At 46.1% G+C, this 15,122-nt stretch carries 16 protein-coding genes, 1 tRNA gene, 1 other RNA gene and 1 pseudogene; 7 read left to right on the forward strand and 12 right to left on the reverse strand.

What is annotated here, in order from left to right; translation table 11 throughout:
* Positions 1–169 precede the first annotated feature (169 nt).
* From ACEYCN_RS09495 to ACEYCN_RS09505, 3 genes are read left to right on the forward strand one after another with little or no spacing between them, the layout of a single operon-like run.
* Positions 170–553 (forward strand): GntR family transcriptional regulator, encoded by a 384-nt coding sequence (locus ACEYCN_RS09495; RefSeq protein WP_373714036.1) that lies wholly within the window; start codon positions 170–172, stop codon positions 551–553.
* A complete protein-coding gene (locus ACEYCN_RS09500; RefSeq protein ID WP_373714037.1) occupies positions 537–1,244 on the forward strand; it encodes an ABC transporter ATP-binding protein in 708 nt (235 codons plus the stop codon). Before ACEYCN_RS09495 ends, ACEYCN_RS09500 begins: the two co-directional genes overlap by 17 nt.
* Before the next feature lie 20 nt (positions 1,245–1,264).
* The gene (locus tag ACEYCN_RS09505; RefSeq protein WP_373714038.1) at positions 1,265–2,077 is read left to right on the forward strand and encodes a hypothetical protein; all 813 of its coding nucleotides are present in this window, start codon (positions 1,265–1,267) and stop codon (positions 2,075–2,077) included.
* Between the two features lie 62 nt (positions 2,078–2,139).
* Here ACEYCN_RS09505 and ACEYCN_RS09510 read toward each other — a convergent pair.
* Positions 2,140–2,227: transfer RNA gene (locus ACEYCN_RS09510), tRNA-Ser, on the reverse strand.
* Positions 2,228–2,235: 8 nt separating this feature from the next.
* Positions 2,236–2,583, reverse strand: a transfer-messenger RNA (tmRNA) gene (ssrA, locus tag ACEYCN_RS09515).
* A 107-nt stretch (positions 2,584–2,690) separates the two neighbouring features.
* On the opposite strand from ssrA, the gene ACEYCN_RS09520 reads away from it, so the two are divergent.
* Positions 2,691–3,287 (forward strand): TVP38/TMEM64 family protein, encoded by a 597-nt coding sequence (locus ACEYCN_RS09520; protein ID WP_373714039.1) that lies wholly within the window; start codon positions 2,691–2,693, stop codon positions 3,285–3,287.
* Between the two features lie 84 nt (positions 3,288–3,371).
* On the opposite strand, the gene ACEYCN_RS09525 is transcribed toward ACEYCN_RS09520, so the two are convergent.
* From ACEYCN_RS09525 to ACEYCN_RS09535, 3 genes are read right to left on the reverse strand one after another with little or no spacing between them, the layout of a single operon-like run.
* Positions 3,372–3,878 (reverse strand): NUDIX domain-containing protein, encoded by a 507-nt coding sequence (locus ACEYCN_RS09525; protein WP_373714040.1) that lies wholly within the window; start codon positions 3,876–3,878, stop codon positions 3,372–3,374.
* 34 nt (positions 3,879–3,912) lie between these two features.
* The gene (locus tag ACEYCN_RS09530) at positions 3,913–4,524 is read right to left on the reverse strand and encodes a response regulator transcription factor (RefSeq protein WP_373714041.1); all 612 of its coding nucleotides are present in this window, start codon (positions 4,522–4,524) and stop codon (positions 3,913–3,915) included.
* On the reverse strand, positions 4,521–5,567 hold the full coding sequence (locus tag ACEYCN_RS09535; RefSeq protein WP_373714042.1) for a sensor histidine kinase: 1,047 nt from the start codon (positions 5,565–5,567) through the stop codon (positions 4,521–4,523). Before ACEYCN_RS09535 ends, ACEYCN_RS09530 begins: the two co-directional genes overlap by 4 nt.
* Before the next feature lie 192 nt (positions 5,568–5,759).
* On the opposite strand from ACEYCN_RS09535, the gene ACEYCN_RS09540 reads away from it, so the two are divergent.
* Genes ACEYCN_RS09540 through ACEYCN_RS09550 form a run of 3 tightly spaced genes read left to right on the forward strand, consistent with a single transcriptional unit; the run spans position 5,760 to position 8,890 of the window.
* On the forward strand, positions 5,760–6,698 hold the full coding sequence (locus ACEYCN_RS09540) for an ATP-binding cassette domain-containing protein (RefSeq protein ID WP_373714043.1): 939 nt from the start codon (positions 5,760–5,762) through the stop codon (positions 6,696–6,698).
* Between the two features lies 1 nt (position 6,699).
* Entirely contained in the window at positions 6,700–7,761 is a 1,062-nt protein-coding gene (locus ACEYCN_RS09545) for an ABC transporter permease (protein ID WP_373714052.1), read from the forward strand.
* On the forward strand, positions 7,748–8,890 hold the full coding sequence (locus tag ACEYCN_RS09550; RefSeq protein WP_373714044.1) for an ABC transporter permease: 1,143 nt from the start codon (positions 7,748–7,750) through the stop codon (positions 8,888–8,890). The genes ACEYCN_RS09545 and ACEYCN_RS09550 overlap by 14 nt, the downstream gene beginning before the upstream one ends.
* A 162-nt stretch (positions 8,891–9,052) precedes the next feature.
* On the opposite strand, the gene ACEYCN_RS09555 is transcribed toward ACEYCN_RS09550, so the two are convergent.
* The 7 genes and pseudogenes from ACEYCN_RS09555 to ACEYCN_RS09585 all read right to left on the reverse strand — a co-directional run.
* Positions 9,053–9,403: a DUF1801 domain-containing protein gene (locus tag ACEYCN_RS09555; RefSeq protein WP_373714045.1), complete on the reverse strand. Its 351-nt coding sequence runs from the start codon at positions 9,401–9,403 to the stop codon at positions 9,053–9,055.
* Between the two features lie 113 nt (positions 9,404–9,516).
* Positions 9,517–10,392 carry an N-carbamoylputrescine amidase gene (gene aguB, locus ACEYCN_RS09560; protein ID WP_373714046.1) on the reverse strand — a complete coding sequence of 292 codons (876 nt, stop codon included), beginning with the start codon at positions 10,390–10,392 and terminating at the stop codon, positions 9,517–9,519.
* Positions 10,393–10,505: 113 nt separating this feature from the next.
* The gene (gene aguA, locus ACEYCN_RS09565; RefSeq protein ID WP_373714047.1) at positions 10,506–11,603 is read right to left on the reverse strand and encodes an agmatine deiminase; all 1,098 of its coding nucleotides are present in this window, start codon (positions 11,601–11,603) and stop codon (positions 10,506–10,508) included.
* Positions 11,600–12,727, reverse strand: coding sequence for a carboxynorspermidine decarboxylase (gene nspC, locus ACEYCN_RS09570; protein ID WP_373714048.1), 1,128 nt, complete (start codon positions 12,725–12,727; stop codon positions 11,600–11,602). The genes aguA and nspC overlap by 4 nt, the downstream gene beginning before the upstream one ends.
* Positions 12,728–13,987 carry a saccharopine dehydrogenase family protein gene (locus ACEYCN_RS09575; protein ID WP_373714049.1) on the reverse strand — a complete coding sequence of 420 codons (1,260 nt, stop codon included), beginning with the start codon at positions 13,985–13,987 and terminating at the stop codon, positions 12,728–12,730.
* Entirely contained in the window at positions 13,984–14,841 is an 858-nt protein-coding gene (gene speE, locus ACEYCN_RS09580; protein ID WP_373714050.1) for a polyamine aminopropyltransferase, read from the reverse strand. The genes ACEYCN_RS09575 and speE overlap by 4 nt, the downstream gene beginning before the upstream one ends.
* A gap of 2 nt (positions 14,842–14,843) precedes the next feature.
* Positions 14,844–15,122, reverse strand: a pseudogene (locus tag ACEYCN_RS09585) (arginine decarboxylase); the annotation flags it as partial.

Genomic DNA, 15,122 nt, shown 5'->3' on the forward strand with positions numbered 1-15,122 from the left:
GCAGCTCCTCTCTTTTCCTTGAAAATGGTTTCTTTCTCTATTATACAAAAAAAAGAGTTAAATTACTTGCATTATTCTTTAAAATAATGTATTATCAAGTTAATACAAAGATACAATTTCCAGGATGTTGCAACAGCTATTTCCAGAAATTGTCTAGAAAGGAAGAAATATGGCTTGGAAATTTGATAACAATATTCCCATCTATATACAAATCAGTAATATTATCAAGTTACAGATTGTCACCAAACAACTCAAGTCGGGTGACAAGTTGCCTACTGTCCGTGATTTGGCTGAAACAGCTGGTGTCAATCCCAATACTGTCCAACGGGCCCTCTCCGACTTGGAAACAGAAGGCTTTGTTTATTCTGTGCGGACAACTGGACGCTTTGTCACGGATAATGTGGAACTCATCCAAAAAACTCGAGTGGAGTTGGCTCAGCAGGAATTAGATTCCTTTGTCACCAATATGCTCGATCTCGGTTTTGAAAAAATCGATTTGGTCGCACAATTAGAAGAATTTTTGAAAGGAGAGCCTTATGGACAAACCAATTAATCTGGTAGAAATCCAACAAGTATCCAAGGCCTATGGCAGTCTAGTTGCCCTAAATAATATCAATTTGAAATTAGAGACTGGAAAAATTATCGGCTTACTTGGTCCTAATGGTTCAGGAAAAACCACCCTTATCAAGCTCTTGAATGGTCTGCTTCAGCCGGACTATGGTCAAATCCTCATCAAGGGACATACACCGTCACCTGAAACCAAGGCCATTGTCTCCTATCTGCCGGATACTACTTATCTGGATGAAAACATGAAGGTCAGCCAGGCCATCGAACTCTTTCGGGATTTTTATGCTGACTTTGACCAGGAACGGGCCTATCACCTGCTAGAAGATTTGCACATTGACCCTAACAGCCGTATGCGGCACCTATCAAAAGGAAATAAAGAAAAGGTTCAGTTGATCTTGGTTATGAGCCGTCAGGCTCAGCTGTACATCTTGGATGAGCCCATCGGAGGGGTTGACCCTGCCGCTAGGGATTACATCCTTCGCACCATCATCAACAACTACTCTCCAACTGCTTCTGTTATCCTCTCAACCCACCTGATTTCGGATGTAGAGCAAGTCCTGGATGAAGTCATTTTCCTGCAGAATGGTAGTGTGGTCCGCCAAGGAAATGTGGATGATCTGCGCGTTGAAAGCGGCCTTTCCATCGATGAGCTCTTCCGCAGTGATTTTAGAGCTTAGTCCCAAGGAGGAGATAGAATATGTTTGGAAAATTATTAAAATACGAATTTAAATCACTGGGCAAATGGTATCTGAGCCTCTATGCCATCACTGGTCTCTTGTCATTGGTTATTGGTTTCTGGGTACAGACCATCGCCTACCGGAGTGAACACAATGCCCGTTTTTTGGAAAATGGTCCTGCTTTTGCAGAAAGCCTACTCCTAGGCTTCACCATTTTTGCCTTTGCCATTATTATCATTGGCCTCTTGATTTCGACCTTCTTCCTTGTCGTCAGTCGTTTCTATAAAAATATCTATGGCAGACAAGGTTATCTTACCATGACCCTGCCTGTTAATAGCCACCAGTTGATTCTGAGTAAATTGGTAGCTGCTTTGATCTGGTACTTTATTGCCTCCCTGGTTATTCTCCTGAGTGGCTTCATCATTGCAGGAATCAGTCTGTCCCAACAAATGCCAAGTATGGCTGATTTTGTAAATGAAGCATGGACCCAGTTTATCTTTCTGATAAGTCTATATTTCCTTGATGGTATCCTCTTCTTCTTTAGTATTTTCATCAATACAGTCTTAGGAATTCTCTTGAGCTACTTCGCCATCTCTTTGGGCCAATTGTTCAAGGACCACCGGGTTCTTCTGGCTGTCGCCTTTTATGTGGGGCTCAACTTTGTGCTGGGTATCATTCAGACCATGACGAGCATCACCTCCACAGTCAATTACGAGGAAGTCATGGTTCCAATCAGACAGAACCCTGTTCTACTGGTATTGAATATTTTAATGGCTCTGGGCTTCTACTTTGGTACTCACTTTATCATGACCAAAAAGCTCAATCTGCAATAAAAGGTGGCATCAGCCACCTTTTAAACAAGAAAAAAAGCATTGTTGCCAATGCTCATTTTGGACGGAAGACATGGGATTCGAACCCACGCACGCTGTTACACGCCTACCGCGTTTCCAACACGGCCTCTTAAGCCTCTTGAGTAATCTTCCATGCTTAGGGATGGAGCCGGTGGGAGTCGAACCCACGTCCAAACACCTGCTAACTCATTCGTCTACAACCATAGGTTATGTCTTATTTTAACAAGACCTTGATACATAACTCAAATCCAAATCTTGCGAGTCAGTCAATCTCTTTTAAAACAGCCTGACACTGTCCTAACGTAGCTTGCTATATTAAGACCAATTCATAAACACAAGCAATTTATGGTTGGTCACACCCGCTGTTTTTTAGGCAGCTAAAGCGTAAGAGTTTGTATTTTTTGCAGTTATATTTAAACTGAGCGGTTACGCCGCCAGTCGGGTTGCAGAACAAGCCTCATAATGCCTGTCGAATCCGTAACGACCCCTAAATTCGTTACGTTTCACATTATAACAAATTATTTTTGAAAAAGCAAAATAATTTTCTTCCGAGCTTGGAGTCGGAAAAATCCACTTTCTATGGTACAATGAAATTATGTATAAATTTTGGCAAAAAACAATTCAAATATTAAGTGTCCTTATCCTTATCGCTACTTTTTTCTTTGTTATATGGCTTTATAAAATTGGAATTTTAAATGACCAAAATATCCTTAAAGAATTTCTGGAGAAACAAGGTTCTCTTGGGAGTTTCACCTATATTTTAATCCAAATTGTTCAGGTCGTTTTCCCGGTTATACCGGGTGGGGTGACAACTGTTGTTGGGGCTCTTGTCTTTGGTCCTCTCTTGGGATTTGTCGTCAACTACATTGGTATCATCATTGGAAGTATCATCCTCTTCTGGTTGTCTCGGACTTATGGCAGAAAGTTTTGTTTGCTTTTTATGAAAGAGGAGACATTTGATAAGTATGAAAGTAAGATTGATGACAAACGGGGATTTGAAATTTTCTTCATTCTCTGCATGCTCTCCCCTATTTCTCCGGCTGATGCCATGGTGATGATTACTGGGCTAACCAGCATGTCCTATAGAAAATTCATCACCATCATTCTTATTTGCAAACCCTTATCCATTATTTCCTACAGCTATTTTTGGATTTATGGGGGGCAATTGATTCAGCAATTTTTTAATAAATAAAAAGATTGTTCCATCCCATCTATGATGGACTAAAGCGACAAACTCAAAAGCAGAGTTTGTCGCTTTTTCTGTATGACATCTAGATTAATCATTTAGATTAAAAAGAATGTTTAGTTCCTCAATCTGCGAAGGGACTATTTTTTCCTCTTTTAGAAAAGTTGGTAAATCCTGGGGTTTGACCCAGACATGGCCAACTGTCTCTCCTTCCTGATAAGAAATAGCCTCCTTGCTTTCCTTGGTCCAACCGATATATTTGTCAAAGTGCATATGGTACTTGTCTTCGGTGGTCTGGTAGAAAAGCTGTAAGCGACTGACTGTCAAGCCTATCTCTTCAAGCAATTCGCGGTGGACGGCCTGCTCAGAGCTTTCGCCCTGTAAGGCGGATCCGCCTGCAGTCGCTTCATAATAGTCAGGAAAGGATGGTTTTTCTGGACTCCTCTTCATAAAGAGGACACTATTGTCATCTTCGTGAAGGAGAAGCACTTCGACAACCAGGTGATAGTCATCATCCGTGGAAAAAGTATCGCGCTTGATGGATTTCCCCAGGAGCAGATTTCGATCCTTATCGTAGGCATCCCAGATTTCTGACATCGTTTTCTCCTTTTCAAATCTCACTGCAGTCCCATTATGACTGGTGTTTGTAATAATAGACCGCCAGCTGGGTCCGGTCTCTCAGTTCTAATTTGTCCATCAGGGCAGATACATAGTTGCGTACGGTGCCTTCGCTCAAAAAAAGGAGGTCCGCGATTTCCTTGTTGTTGAGACCATCTGCAACCAGGCGCAGAACTTGGTTTTCACGCTCTGTCAAATGCTCGACATCCTGCACTTCTTTCTTGGGGTGGATGGCTTGAATAATCTTTGAATCAAAAACCAGGTGGCCATTGTCAACGGCTTCGATGGCGGGAACAATACCCTTGATATTTTGTTTTAAAATGTATCCGCGGCAGCCCAGAGCCATGGCCTTTGTGATATAGTCATCGTCCTGAAAGGTGGTGATAAAGAGAATCTTGGCCTCCTTATGCTCCTCCAATATGCTGGCCGCTGCCTCAATACCTGACATGGGATCCATGCGGATGTCCATCAAAAGGAGGTCGGGCTGGTGCTGCTGATAGAGGTCAATGGCTTCTTGGCCACTGTGGCCAGTTGCCACGACAGTTAGATTTTCCTTGGAATTAACAATGGTTTCCAAGGCCTGAACCACCAAATAATCATCATCGATAATCACGAGTTCCTTCATAGCTCTATGGCCTCCTTTCTAAAGATCAAGTGCAGGTGATAGCCATCTGCTTGGTCAATGGTCATATTTCCCTTGTATTTTTGGACAATTTCTTCAATCGAATAAAGACCAATTCCCTTCTGACTCTGGGAATGAAGACTGCCATTGTCCTTGTAGGTCAGGCTGAAAAAGCTGGGCTGCTCCACCAAGACCAGCCTTACCTGGCTGCTGTTGGAATGCTTGCAGCAGTTGGTCACCAATTCCTTGACAATGGTCAGGAGGTCAAGCTTGACAGAGAGGGGCAAGTGCGACTCCACACTATAATGAAAGGTCAATTCCCGATTGCCGAGCGGTTCCAAACTTTCCTCTAGGCGCTGGTGGAGGTCAAAGGATTCGTTGTAAAGCTGGTGGAGGGTCTGGCGGATGTCGGTCATACCTGTTTGCAGGTGTTCTGACAGGATTTCCAAGCGGTTACGGGTGGCTTCTTCCTGACTGGTTATCTGGAGGGCTTCCAGCTGCAAGATACTGCTGCTGATCAGGTGCCCGATGGAGTCGTGCAAGCTATGGGCAATGCGGTTGCGCTCAGACAGGGTGGCAATTTCCAAATTCTTGACCTGATCCTGCTCCAACTGCTGCTGCTTGCGGCGCAGGGCCATCTTGTCATGGGCCAGCCGATTCTGGATTTGCAGATTTTGCTTCCTAAAAGCCTGATCTGCCTGCCTTTGGTAGGCCATGTAGGCCGCTAAAAAGCTAAAGAGGACAGTCAGCGGAGTCGGTAAGAAAAAGAGGACGAAGAGGCAAAGCCAAGTCCAATTAGGAATAATCTGTATAGCCGAATAGACAAACAAGGGAAAGAAAAAGAGGGCTTCTGGCTTCAGCAGAAACAGCAGGGCATGGGCAAGTAAAATCCCCACTTGAAGCCTTTTTTGCAGGAACAGCTCCAGCAAGAAAGATAAGATGAGGGATAGGAGCAGGAAGGCCACACTATTTTGTCCCCTATCCAGCAGAAGCAAGGCTGCATAGGAGAGCATGCTCAACAGAATTTTTTCAATGATGGTACGCATTCCTTCTCCTTTCACCAAGAACATCCAATCTAGTTTTAGTATACGGTATTTCAGCCAGAAATGCTAGTCTTCCAGGGGAAAATATGACTATTTTCATATCAAGATATGACTGGGGACACTGGTTACTGTTTGCCAAAAAGACTATACTAGAATTGTAAAAGGCGAAATGTCTGTTTAAAAAGGAGGAGAAAAATGAAAACCATTGAAATCAAAGAATTGGTCAAACGCTACAAGGAACTCCTTGCTCTGGATCATTTTAATTTGGAAGTCAGAGAAGGTGAAATCCTTGGCTTTTTAGGCCCAAATGGTTGTGGTAAAACCACTGCCATCAACTGTATGCTGGGGCTCTTGACCTATGACAAGGGCGATATTCGGGTTTTTGGGGAGGCTATGGTCCCAAACGCCTACCATATCAAGAAAAACATTGGCTTGGTGCCTCAGGAGTTGGCCTACTTTGAACAGCTGACGGTCTATGAAAACATCGACTTCTTCTGCGGTCTCTATATCAAAGACAAGCAGAGACGGAAAAATTTGGTCGAAGAAGCCATTTCATTTGTTGGCTTGGAAGATTATCGAAAATTCTTTCCCAATAAACTGAGCGGCGGGCTCAAGCGCCGCCTCAATATCGCCTGCGGCATCGCCCATAGACCCAAATTGATTTTCCTGGATGAACCGACTGTCGCTGTGGATGCCCAGAGTCGGAATTTCATCTTGGAAGGTATCAAACGGCTCAACAAAGAAGGCTCAACCATTGTCTATACCACCCATTATCTGGATGAGGCAGATCAGCTATGCGACCGCATTGTCATCATGGATAAGGGTCATAACGTGGTGGATGGTACCCCAGAAGAACTCAAATCCATGATTGCCACCAAGGAAATCATCCACCTGGAATTGGTGGAAGGGGCTTCAGATGCAATCATCAAGAAAATGGAAAGTCTGCCCCATCTGCAGCTGCTGGATAAAAATAAGTCAGCTTATACTCTCCAATTTACCCAAAAAGGAAGCAACATCGTTGCCCTGGCCCAGCTCTTGAACCAACATGGGCTGGCCTACTTAAAACTGTATAGTGAGCAGCCAAGTCTCAGCGATGTCTTCCTATCTTTTACCGGAAAGGAGTTACGTGATTAAGATGAATGATTTTCTAAGATCTGCTACTTATCTGGCAAAGGCGACCCTGCGGGAGAAGAGTTTTACCTTCTGGGTCCTGCTCTTCCCCATTCTTCTAGCTACCTTCTACCATGTAGCTCTCTCCAATGTCTTTACCTTTAAAGTGGAAAGTATTCCTGTCGCTGTACAAGAAGAATCCTTTGCGGCCTATGTCTTTCCAGAAACAGGACTCTTTGACATCACCCTTGTTGAAAATGATGGGGAAGGGATAGACTTGCTGGAATCCAAAAAAGTCGAGGCCTATGTCAACAAGGACTCTGAGATGGTGGTGAATAGCCTGAGCGGTGTCAAACCTTCCATCATTCGATCCATTCTCAGCCAGATGGAACAAATCATGCTATTGGGAGAAACTGCAAACTATCTTGATTTTTCAAACTCCCCTGTCCGACAGGAGGAGCAAAAAACGAATCCCATGGCGGTTTACTTCTACTCCCTCTTTGCCATGGCCTGCTTCTATTCCATGTTTGGAGCCATTTCCAGCTGTATCATTATCCAGCCCAATTTGTCTACCCTGGGTGCCCGCCTGAATTCCTCCCCCTTTAAAAAGTCAACCTTCATCCTATCTTCCTTTTTCGTCACCATGGGCTTGACCATGATAGCCAATCTGCTCTTGTATGCCTATGTGGTCTACATTTTAAAGGTTCAAGTCTTCTTGCAGCCGCTAGAAAGCCTACTCTTAGTTTTCATGGGCAATCTCTGCGGTACAGCTCTGGGATATGCTTTGGGTGCTGTTGAGAAACTCAAGGAAGCGACCAAAACCATGATTGCTGTCCTCTTGACCAATTTCCTAGCCTTTGCGGCGGGTATGATGTCCTTGAATATTCGCTTCCTCGTTTACAAAGTTGCTCCACTCTTTGCCAAATACAATCCCATGTCCATCCTAACAGATACCCTCTATCAGGTAAACAATCTGGCAAATCGAGACAACTTGCTCTTTGCAACCATCGTTCTGGGAGTCTATGCCCTCTTGGCCCTTGCTTTGGCTACCTTGTTGTTAAGGAGGAATCGCTATGACAGTCTTTAAATACTTGATGACCAGCATCTGGCGGATGAAATGGCACATTTTCACCTATGCCCTTATCTTCTTTATCCTTTCGGCAGTCAACCAGGGCCTGGACCCTCAAGAAAGAGGAGATTTTTCAAACACCCGTCTGGATCTGATTCTGGTTCGGCAGGAAGACAGCAAACTAGGTGATGCCTTCCAAGACTACTTGGAAGAAAACCACGATGTCGAATTGTCTAGCAAGCCTGTTGAAGAATTGCGGGAACGCATTTTTATCGGGGAAATGGATGGAATCATTGTCCTGCCTGAAGATTTGGAAGAAGGTATTTTGAAGAAGACCTCCCCTGTCCAAATCATCACCATCAATACCAATAGTTCAAACCTGGTTTATTCCATGACCAATGGCTACTTCACCTTTGCCAATGCGGTGCTAACCGCTGGCCAGACCGACTTTGAAGCCCTCAATCAAACTTTTTCCAAGGAAGCCAAAGTAACCCTCTTGCAAGGTCAGGAATCAAACAAACAAAACGAAGCCAGCAACTGGGCCAGCTTCTACTTTAACTTTATGACCTATGCCCTGATTGCCATCTTTATCGGTCTCTTTGGCCTGCTCTTGTCCAACTTCCAGGAGACAAAGATCCTGCAACGGCAGTTGATTTCATCCACCAGTCTTGTATCCATCAACAAGTCCAAGCTAATGGCATGTGGCTTTGTGGCCTTCTTCATCACGGCCCTCTTTATCCTCGGTGCCCTAGCCTTTAGGCCTAGCCTTGTCACCCAGCCTATTTTCCTCAAATATGTGCTGGTATCTCTAGCCTTTGCGACTGCTGCCCTTTCCATGGCTTTTCTGGCGTCTGTCATCATTGGCAATAACCGCTTCCTCTACTCAGGTTTGTCCACTGTCCTCGGCCTTGGCCTCTCCTTCACATCGGGTGTCTTTGTTCCCCTAGAAGTTCTATCAGAACCCGTTCTCAATTTTGCCAAACTTTTCCCCGTCTACTATGTGGTCAAAAGCAACCAGACGGTGGATAGCAGCCTTTCCAGTTACCTGCCGACTATTGGCATCCTCCTCCTCTTTGCCCTCTTCTACTTTGTCATTGCCATGGCCATCAGCCGCGTCAAAAGCGGCAATAAATTGATTGCATTTTAGGAAAAAGTAAAAGCCCTTTTTACGAGGGCTTTTACTTTTTTACGAGTCAGACCGCCTGACTTACTTTTTCCTGTCTGAAAATAGTTGGACTACCCTATCCGATAGGGCAACAACTTTGGCTGTGATGGCTGATTCAGGAAACTGAGTTAGAAGACTGGCATCTTATTCTGCTGCTTTTTGCGCCAATCGTAAGTACTCCGTTAAATGCTTATTTTCAAGGTCTTCAAGCGTATGTAATTTGACATGACGACGGCCTTTGCCTTTGCCTTCTAATAAACCGTGCGTGTCTACAATCTTGGCACCATGACTAAATTCAACAGAAACATGTTGCTTATAGACAAAAATGCCGCAAAAGGGGACTGGTGCAGCAAACAGAATACCGCCATATTTCACTTCTTCGTCTACTCTATCGGCCAGTTGCAATATTTTCATGCGCGCACTACTTGCAATTTCATACAAGGCAGGATTGTCAATTTCCCAGTCATCCAGCAGATTTTTTACTTTTTGGTCCATAGTCGCCTCCTCATTAGGATTCTGTATCAGTTAGCTATCCATATTTTATCACAAAAAAACCAGACAGGAAAGTCTGTCTGGTGATATACATCCTTTAGATAGGCTTTTTCTTCTTATTCCACAATCTTCTGATACATATGTGGTCGGCGGTCTCTAAAGAGTCCCCAGTCCAGGCGCTCACGCGCTCCCTTGTCCAAATCATAAGTGGCCAGCAAGACTGCTTCTTCATCTCGGCCAGCCTTGGTCAAGAGCTCACCAGTTTCATCCGTCATAAAGGATGAACCGTAAAAACGTAGACTAGACGACTGACCTCCATTTTCCGCAGATGGCTGGACTTGCTCCAAGCCGATACGGTTGGCCGCAATGACCGGTGTGATATTGGCCGCCGCATGTCCCTGCATGGTCCGCTGCCAATGACCTTGACTATCCGTATCCAAAATCGGCTCCGAACCAATGGCTGTTGGGTAAAAGAGCAATTCTGCTCCATTCAGCGCCAAACATCGAGCGGTTTCTGGGAACCATTGGTCCCAGCAGATGCCAATCCCGATTTTGGCATAACGTGTTTCCCAGACCTTAAATCCAGTATTGCCAGGCGTAAAGTAAAACTTCTCCTGATAATAATGGTCGTCAGGGATATGGGTCTTGCGGTAAACTCCTAAAACTATCCCATCCGCATCAATGACCGCAATGGAATTGTAGAGACTATTGCCATCCTTTTCATAGAAGGAAATGGGCAAGACCACCTGCAATTCTTTGGCAATAGAGATAAAGTGCTGGATGGCATCATTCTCTTCAACAGACTTGGCATAGCTGTAATAGTCATACTGGCGTTCCTGACAAAAATAGGGGCGCTCAAAGAGCTCTGGCAGGAGAATAATCTGCGCTCCCTGACCAGCTGCCTGCCTGACCAAACGCTCTGCGGTCGCCAGATTTTCCCTTACATCCTGACTGCACTGCATCTGAACAGCCGCAACAGTAACATTTCTCATAATTTCAATCCTTTTCGTAAGTTCTTTATGGGCGATACAATGGCTCTGAGATAAGGAAGGCCGGAGCCGGCTATACTGGTAGTATGCCAATTCGGCTTGACGCTGTATCAGAGTCATTTAGCCCCATAAAGGGGAATCTGCTGGGTGATGCAATGGATATTCCCGCCCCCAAGCAGGATGTCACGGGCTGGAATGCCGACGACTTTTCTGCTGGGAAAAAGCTGCGCTAGTAGCTCAAGTGCCACCGCATCATGCTCGTCATCAAACTGGGGCACCAAGACCGCACCGTTGCTGATATAAAAATTAACATAGGAAGCCGCCAGGCGTTCACCTGCCGTTCGTTCTTCTTCCCCCGCTTCATAAACATAGCCTGGCAAATCCGCTTCCGTTACCAGAATGGGATGTTTTGGAATAGGCAGTTTATGAACGGTCAACTTTCTGCCCTTGGCATCCACTTGCTTTTCCAAGTAGTCCCAATCTGCCTTGGACATGGCATATTGGGGATCTGACTCATCATCTGTCCAGGCCAAAACCAGTTCAGCTGGGCCGACGAAGGCCGCAACATTGTCCACGTGCTCATTGGTTTCATCATTGTAGATACCGTGTGGCAACCATAGAACCTTTTCAGCTCCGAGAGTATCTAGAAGTACTTGCTCGATCTGGTCCTTGCTCAAATGGGGATTGCGGCCTGGACTGAGCAGGCAGGATTCGGTCACCAAAATGGTTCCCTCACCGTCGCTATGAATGGCTCCGCCTTCTAACACAAAAGGATGGGCATCATGAACTGGCAGACCGATGGCCTGACTGAAGTGGCTAGCCACCTGATCATCTGCCTCATAGTCCTGATAGAGTCCATCATAACTTCCGCCCCAAGCGTTAAAGGCCCAATCAACAGACAAGGCTCTGCCATTTTTATGGACCAAAACCGTCGGACCTGTGTCACGCGCCCAAGCATCGTTTGTGGAAATGTCCAGGTAGGTAATGCCTTCCCCCAGCATGGATTGGGCTTCTTCTCGGTGCGCCTCATCCACCAAGAGATAGACCCGCTCGCTCTCAGCAATGGTTTTAATGACCTGGCAGAAGGCTTTTTTTGCCCCCTGACCATCAAAGGGCCAGGATCCAGGACGGGTCGGCCACACCATGAGGGTGCCGTGATGAGGCTCATACTCAGCAGGCATGCGGTAGCCCGTTGCTTTTGGACTTTCTATCATGACAACCTCCCCTTGAAATCTTCATAGCCAAAACTTTTGATAATTCGGCAGTCGCCAGTCTGATCCATCAAGACCAAACTAGGCAGGCCGATGCCATTGAAGGTATTGTTTTTAACAAAGGAATAGATGGCCATGTCTTCAAAATAGAGCTTGTCGCCAATCTCCACAGGTTTTTCAAAGGAATAATCGCCGATGATATCACCCGTCAGGCAGGTATTGGAAGACAGTCTGTAAGTATAGGGCTTCTCCCCTGCCTCAAAGCCATGGCGGAGCGGTGGGCGATAGGGCATTTCTAGAACATCCGGCATGTGACAGGTGGCCGAAGCATCCAGCACCAAGGTTTCAATACCATTTTCCACAATGTCCAAGACCTCTGTCACCAGATAGCCCGCATTGAGGGCGATGGCCTCACCGGGCTCGATGTAGACTTCCAGCCCATATTTTTCCTGCATGTGCTGGATAGAGGAAATCAGCAATTCCAGATCATAGTCCTCTCTGGTCACATGATGGCCGCCCCCCATATTGAGCCACTTGATGCGGTGGAGATAGGGACCAAACTTGGCCTCGACAGCCTCCAAGGTGGTTTTCAAATCATCCGAATTTTGCTCGCAAAGGGTATGAAAATGCAGGCCATCCACCAAGTCCAGCAAATCTTCTGAAAACTGGTCAATGCGAACACCGAAACGAGAACCCGCTGCGCAGGGGTCATAGAGAACCTGATCACCTTGGGTAGAACATTCAGGATTGATTCGCAGGCCGACACTGACTCCAGCTGCTCGGCACTTATCTACGTGCTTGCGCAACTGGCGCTCAGAATTAAAGACGATGTGGTCTGCAATTTCTAAGATTTCTTCCAAATCCGTATCCTTGAAGGCTGGAGCAAAAACATGGACTTCGCCCCCAAACTCCTCACGACCCAGTTTGGCTTCATAAAGGCCAGATGCGGTGGTTCCAGCCAGATATTGGCTGATAAGGGGATAGGTGGCGTACATGGAGAAGGCTTTTTGGGCCAAGAGAACCTTACAGCCTGTACGGTCTTGGACAGACTTGAGAATTTCTAAATTCTTGACCAGCTTGCCTTCGTCAATGACATAGGCTGGCGTTGGGACTTGATCAATTCTCATCTAGTCCACCAAAATCGGGTTTTCTACTACCTGCCAAGGTAGACCGTACTGATTGAGCAGGTCCATAAATGGATCTGGATCCAATTCTTCCAAGTTGTAGACACCTGGTTTCTTCCAGGTACCATCCATAACCAGCTTGGTTCCAATCATGGCTGGCACGCCAGTTGTGTAGGAAATAGCTTGTGAACCCACTTCCTTGTAACACTCTTGGTGGTCACAAACGTTGTAAATGTAGATGGTCTTCTCCACGCCGTCCTTGATACCTGTGAAAATACAGCCGATGTTGGTTTTGCCAACGGTACGCGGGCCAAGGCTGGCAGGGTCTGGCAGGAGGGCCTTGAGGAATTGAATCGGCACCACTTCCTGACCGTTGAAATTGATTGGGTCAGTCCGCAAGAGACCAACATTTTCCAAACACTTCATGTGGGTCAGATAGGATTGGCCAAAGGTCATGAAGAAGCGGATTCGTTTGACACCTGGAATGTTTTTAGCCAGGGATTCGATTTCTTCGTGGTGAAGGAGGTACATATCTTTTTGACCAACCTCTGGGAAATCATATTCCCGCTTGATAGACATTGCCTCGACTTCCACCCATTTGCCATTTTCCCAGTAGGAACCTGGGGCAGAAACCTCACGCAGGTTGATTTCAGGGTTGAAGTTGGTCGCAAATGGATAGCCATGGTCACCGCCATTACAGTCCAAGATGTCGATGTAGTGGATCTCATCGAAATAGTGCTTCAATGCGTAGGCTGAGAAGACGCTGGTCACCCCTGGATCAAATCCGGAGCCCAAAAGAGCTGTCAGCCCTGCTTTTTCAAAACGCTCCTTATAGGCCCACTGCCAGGAGTAGTCAAAGTAGGCCGTAAAGCCCTCTTCTGCACAGCGTTTTTCGTAGATGGCCCGCCATTCAGGGTCTTCTGTATCCTCGCACTCGTAGTTGGCCGTGTCAATATAGTCCACGCCCGTCGCCAAGCAGGCATCCATGATGGTCAAATCTTGGTAAGGCAGGGCAACGTTCAAGACAGCTTTTGGCTGGTAGCTTTCGATCAAGGCGATGACTTCTTCCACCTTGTCCGCATCCACTTGGGCAGTTTCGATTTTTACAGAAGTTTTTCCTTCCAAAGCAGCCTTCAAATCATCACACTTGGACTTGGTCCTGCTGGCAATCATGACTTCCTTAAAGGTATCTTCTGCCTGACAAACCTTGCTGATGGCAACTTGGGCTACACCACCGCAGCCAATCACTAATAAACGACTCATTTTCTTTCCTCTTCTTCTAAAATTTCTTCCACATAACGGGGCAGCATGAAGGCTCCCACATGTAAATTAGCTGTATAGTATTCTGTAAAAAGCTGGCGCTTCTTCCATTTTTCCCGATCAAAGTCTTCGATGGGATGGTATTGCTTGGACGCAAAGCCAAAGAGCCAATAGCCCGCCGCAGATGTCGGAATATGGGCTTGGTAAACCCGGCTGATAGGAAAGGATTGGCTGGCCTTTCTATGCATGGAGCGAAAGGCGGACTCATCCTCATCATAGAAAGGTGAGCCATGCTGATAAACCATGATGCCGTCTTCCTTCAAGGCCCGATAGGCATTGCCATAAAATTCTTTGGTAAAAAGTCCTTCTGTATGCCCAAAAGGGTCTGTTGCGTCATTGATGATGATATCATACTCGTTTTCACAGTTGCGTAGGAAACGCAGTCCATCTTGCAGATAGACTTCAACCCTCTCATCTTCCAAGCCTGTTGCGTAGTCAGGGAAATATTCCCGACAGACTTCCACCAACAATTCATCTGGCTCAACCACATCGATGCGCTCAATTTCAGGGTACATGCTGAAAACCTGGGCAACACCGCCATCACCCCCACCCAGAATCAAAATCTTCTTGGGATTGGGATGGACCGCCATGGGCACATGAACTGCCATTTCGTTGTAAACAAAGTCGTCCGCATCCGAAAAGAGAACCCGGCCATTCAGAGTTAAAATTTTTCCAAAGGCTGGGGAATCCAGAACTGCGATGTCCTGGTATTCACTTTTTCCAGCATAGAGCTGCTGGCTGGTCCGAATGGATAATTTGACATCGGGCGTCTGGACTTCTGAAAACCACATTTCCATGACTAGACCTCCTTAATGACATTGATGAAGTTGACATCTGGATCTTCTGTCCCTTGGACGGAGCAACCGCGTTGCTTGGCGAAGATGATGTAGTCAACAATTTCCTGGGTTACGCGCTCACCAGGTGACAAAAGCGGAATCCCGGGCGGATAGCACATGACAAACTCCCCACAGACCTGACCAACCGCTTCTTGCAGGGAGCGACTTTCCCGTTCCGCATAAAAGGCTTCCTGCGGTGACAAAACCAGCTGGGGCTGGATGTATTCGCCTGAAATCAGGTC

It is taken from the genome of Streptococcus sp. (assembly GCF_041802885.1).
Classification (GTDB): Bacteria; Bacillota; Bacilli; order Lactobacillales; family Streptococcaceae; genus Streptococcus.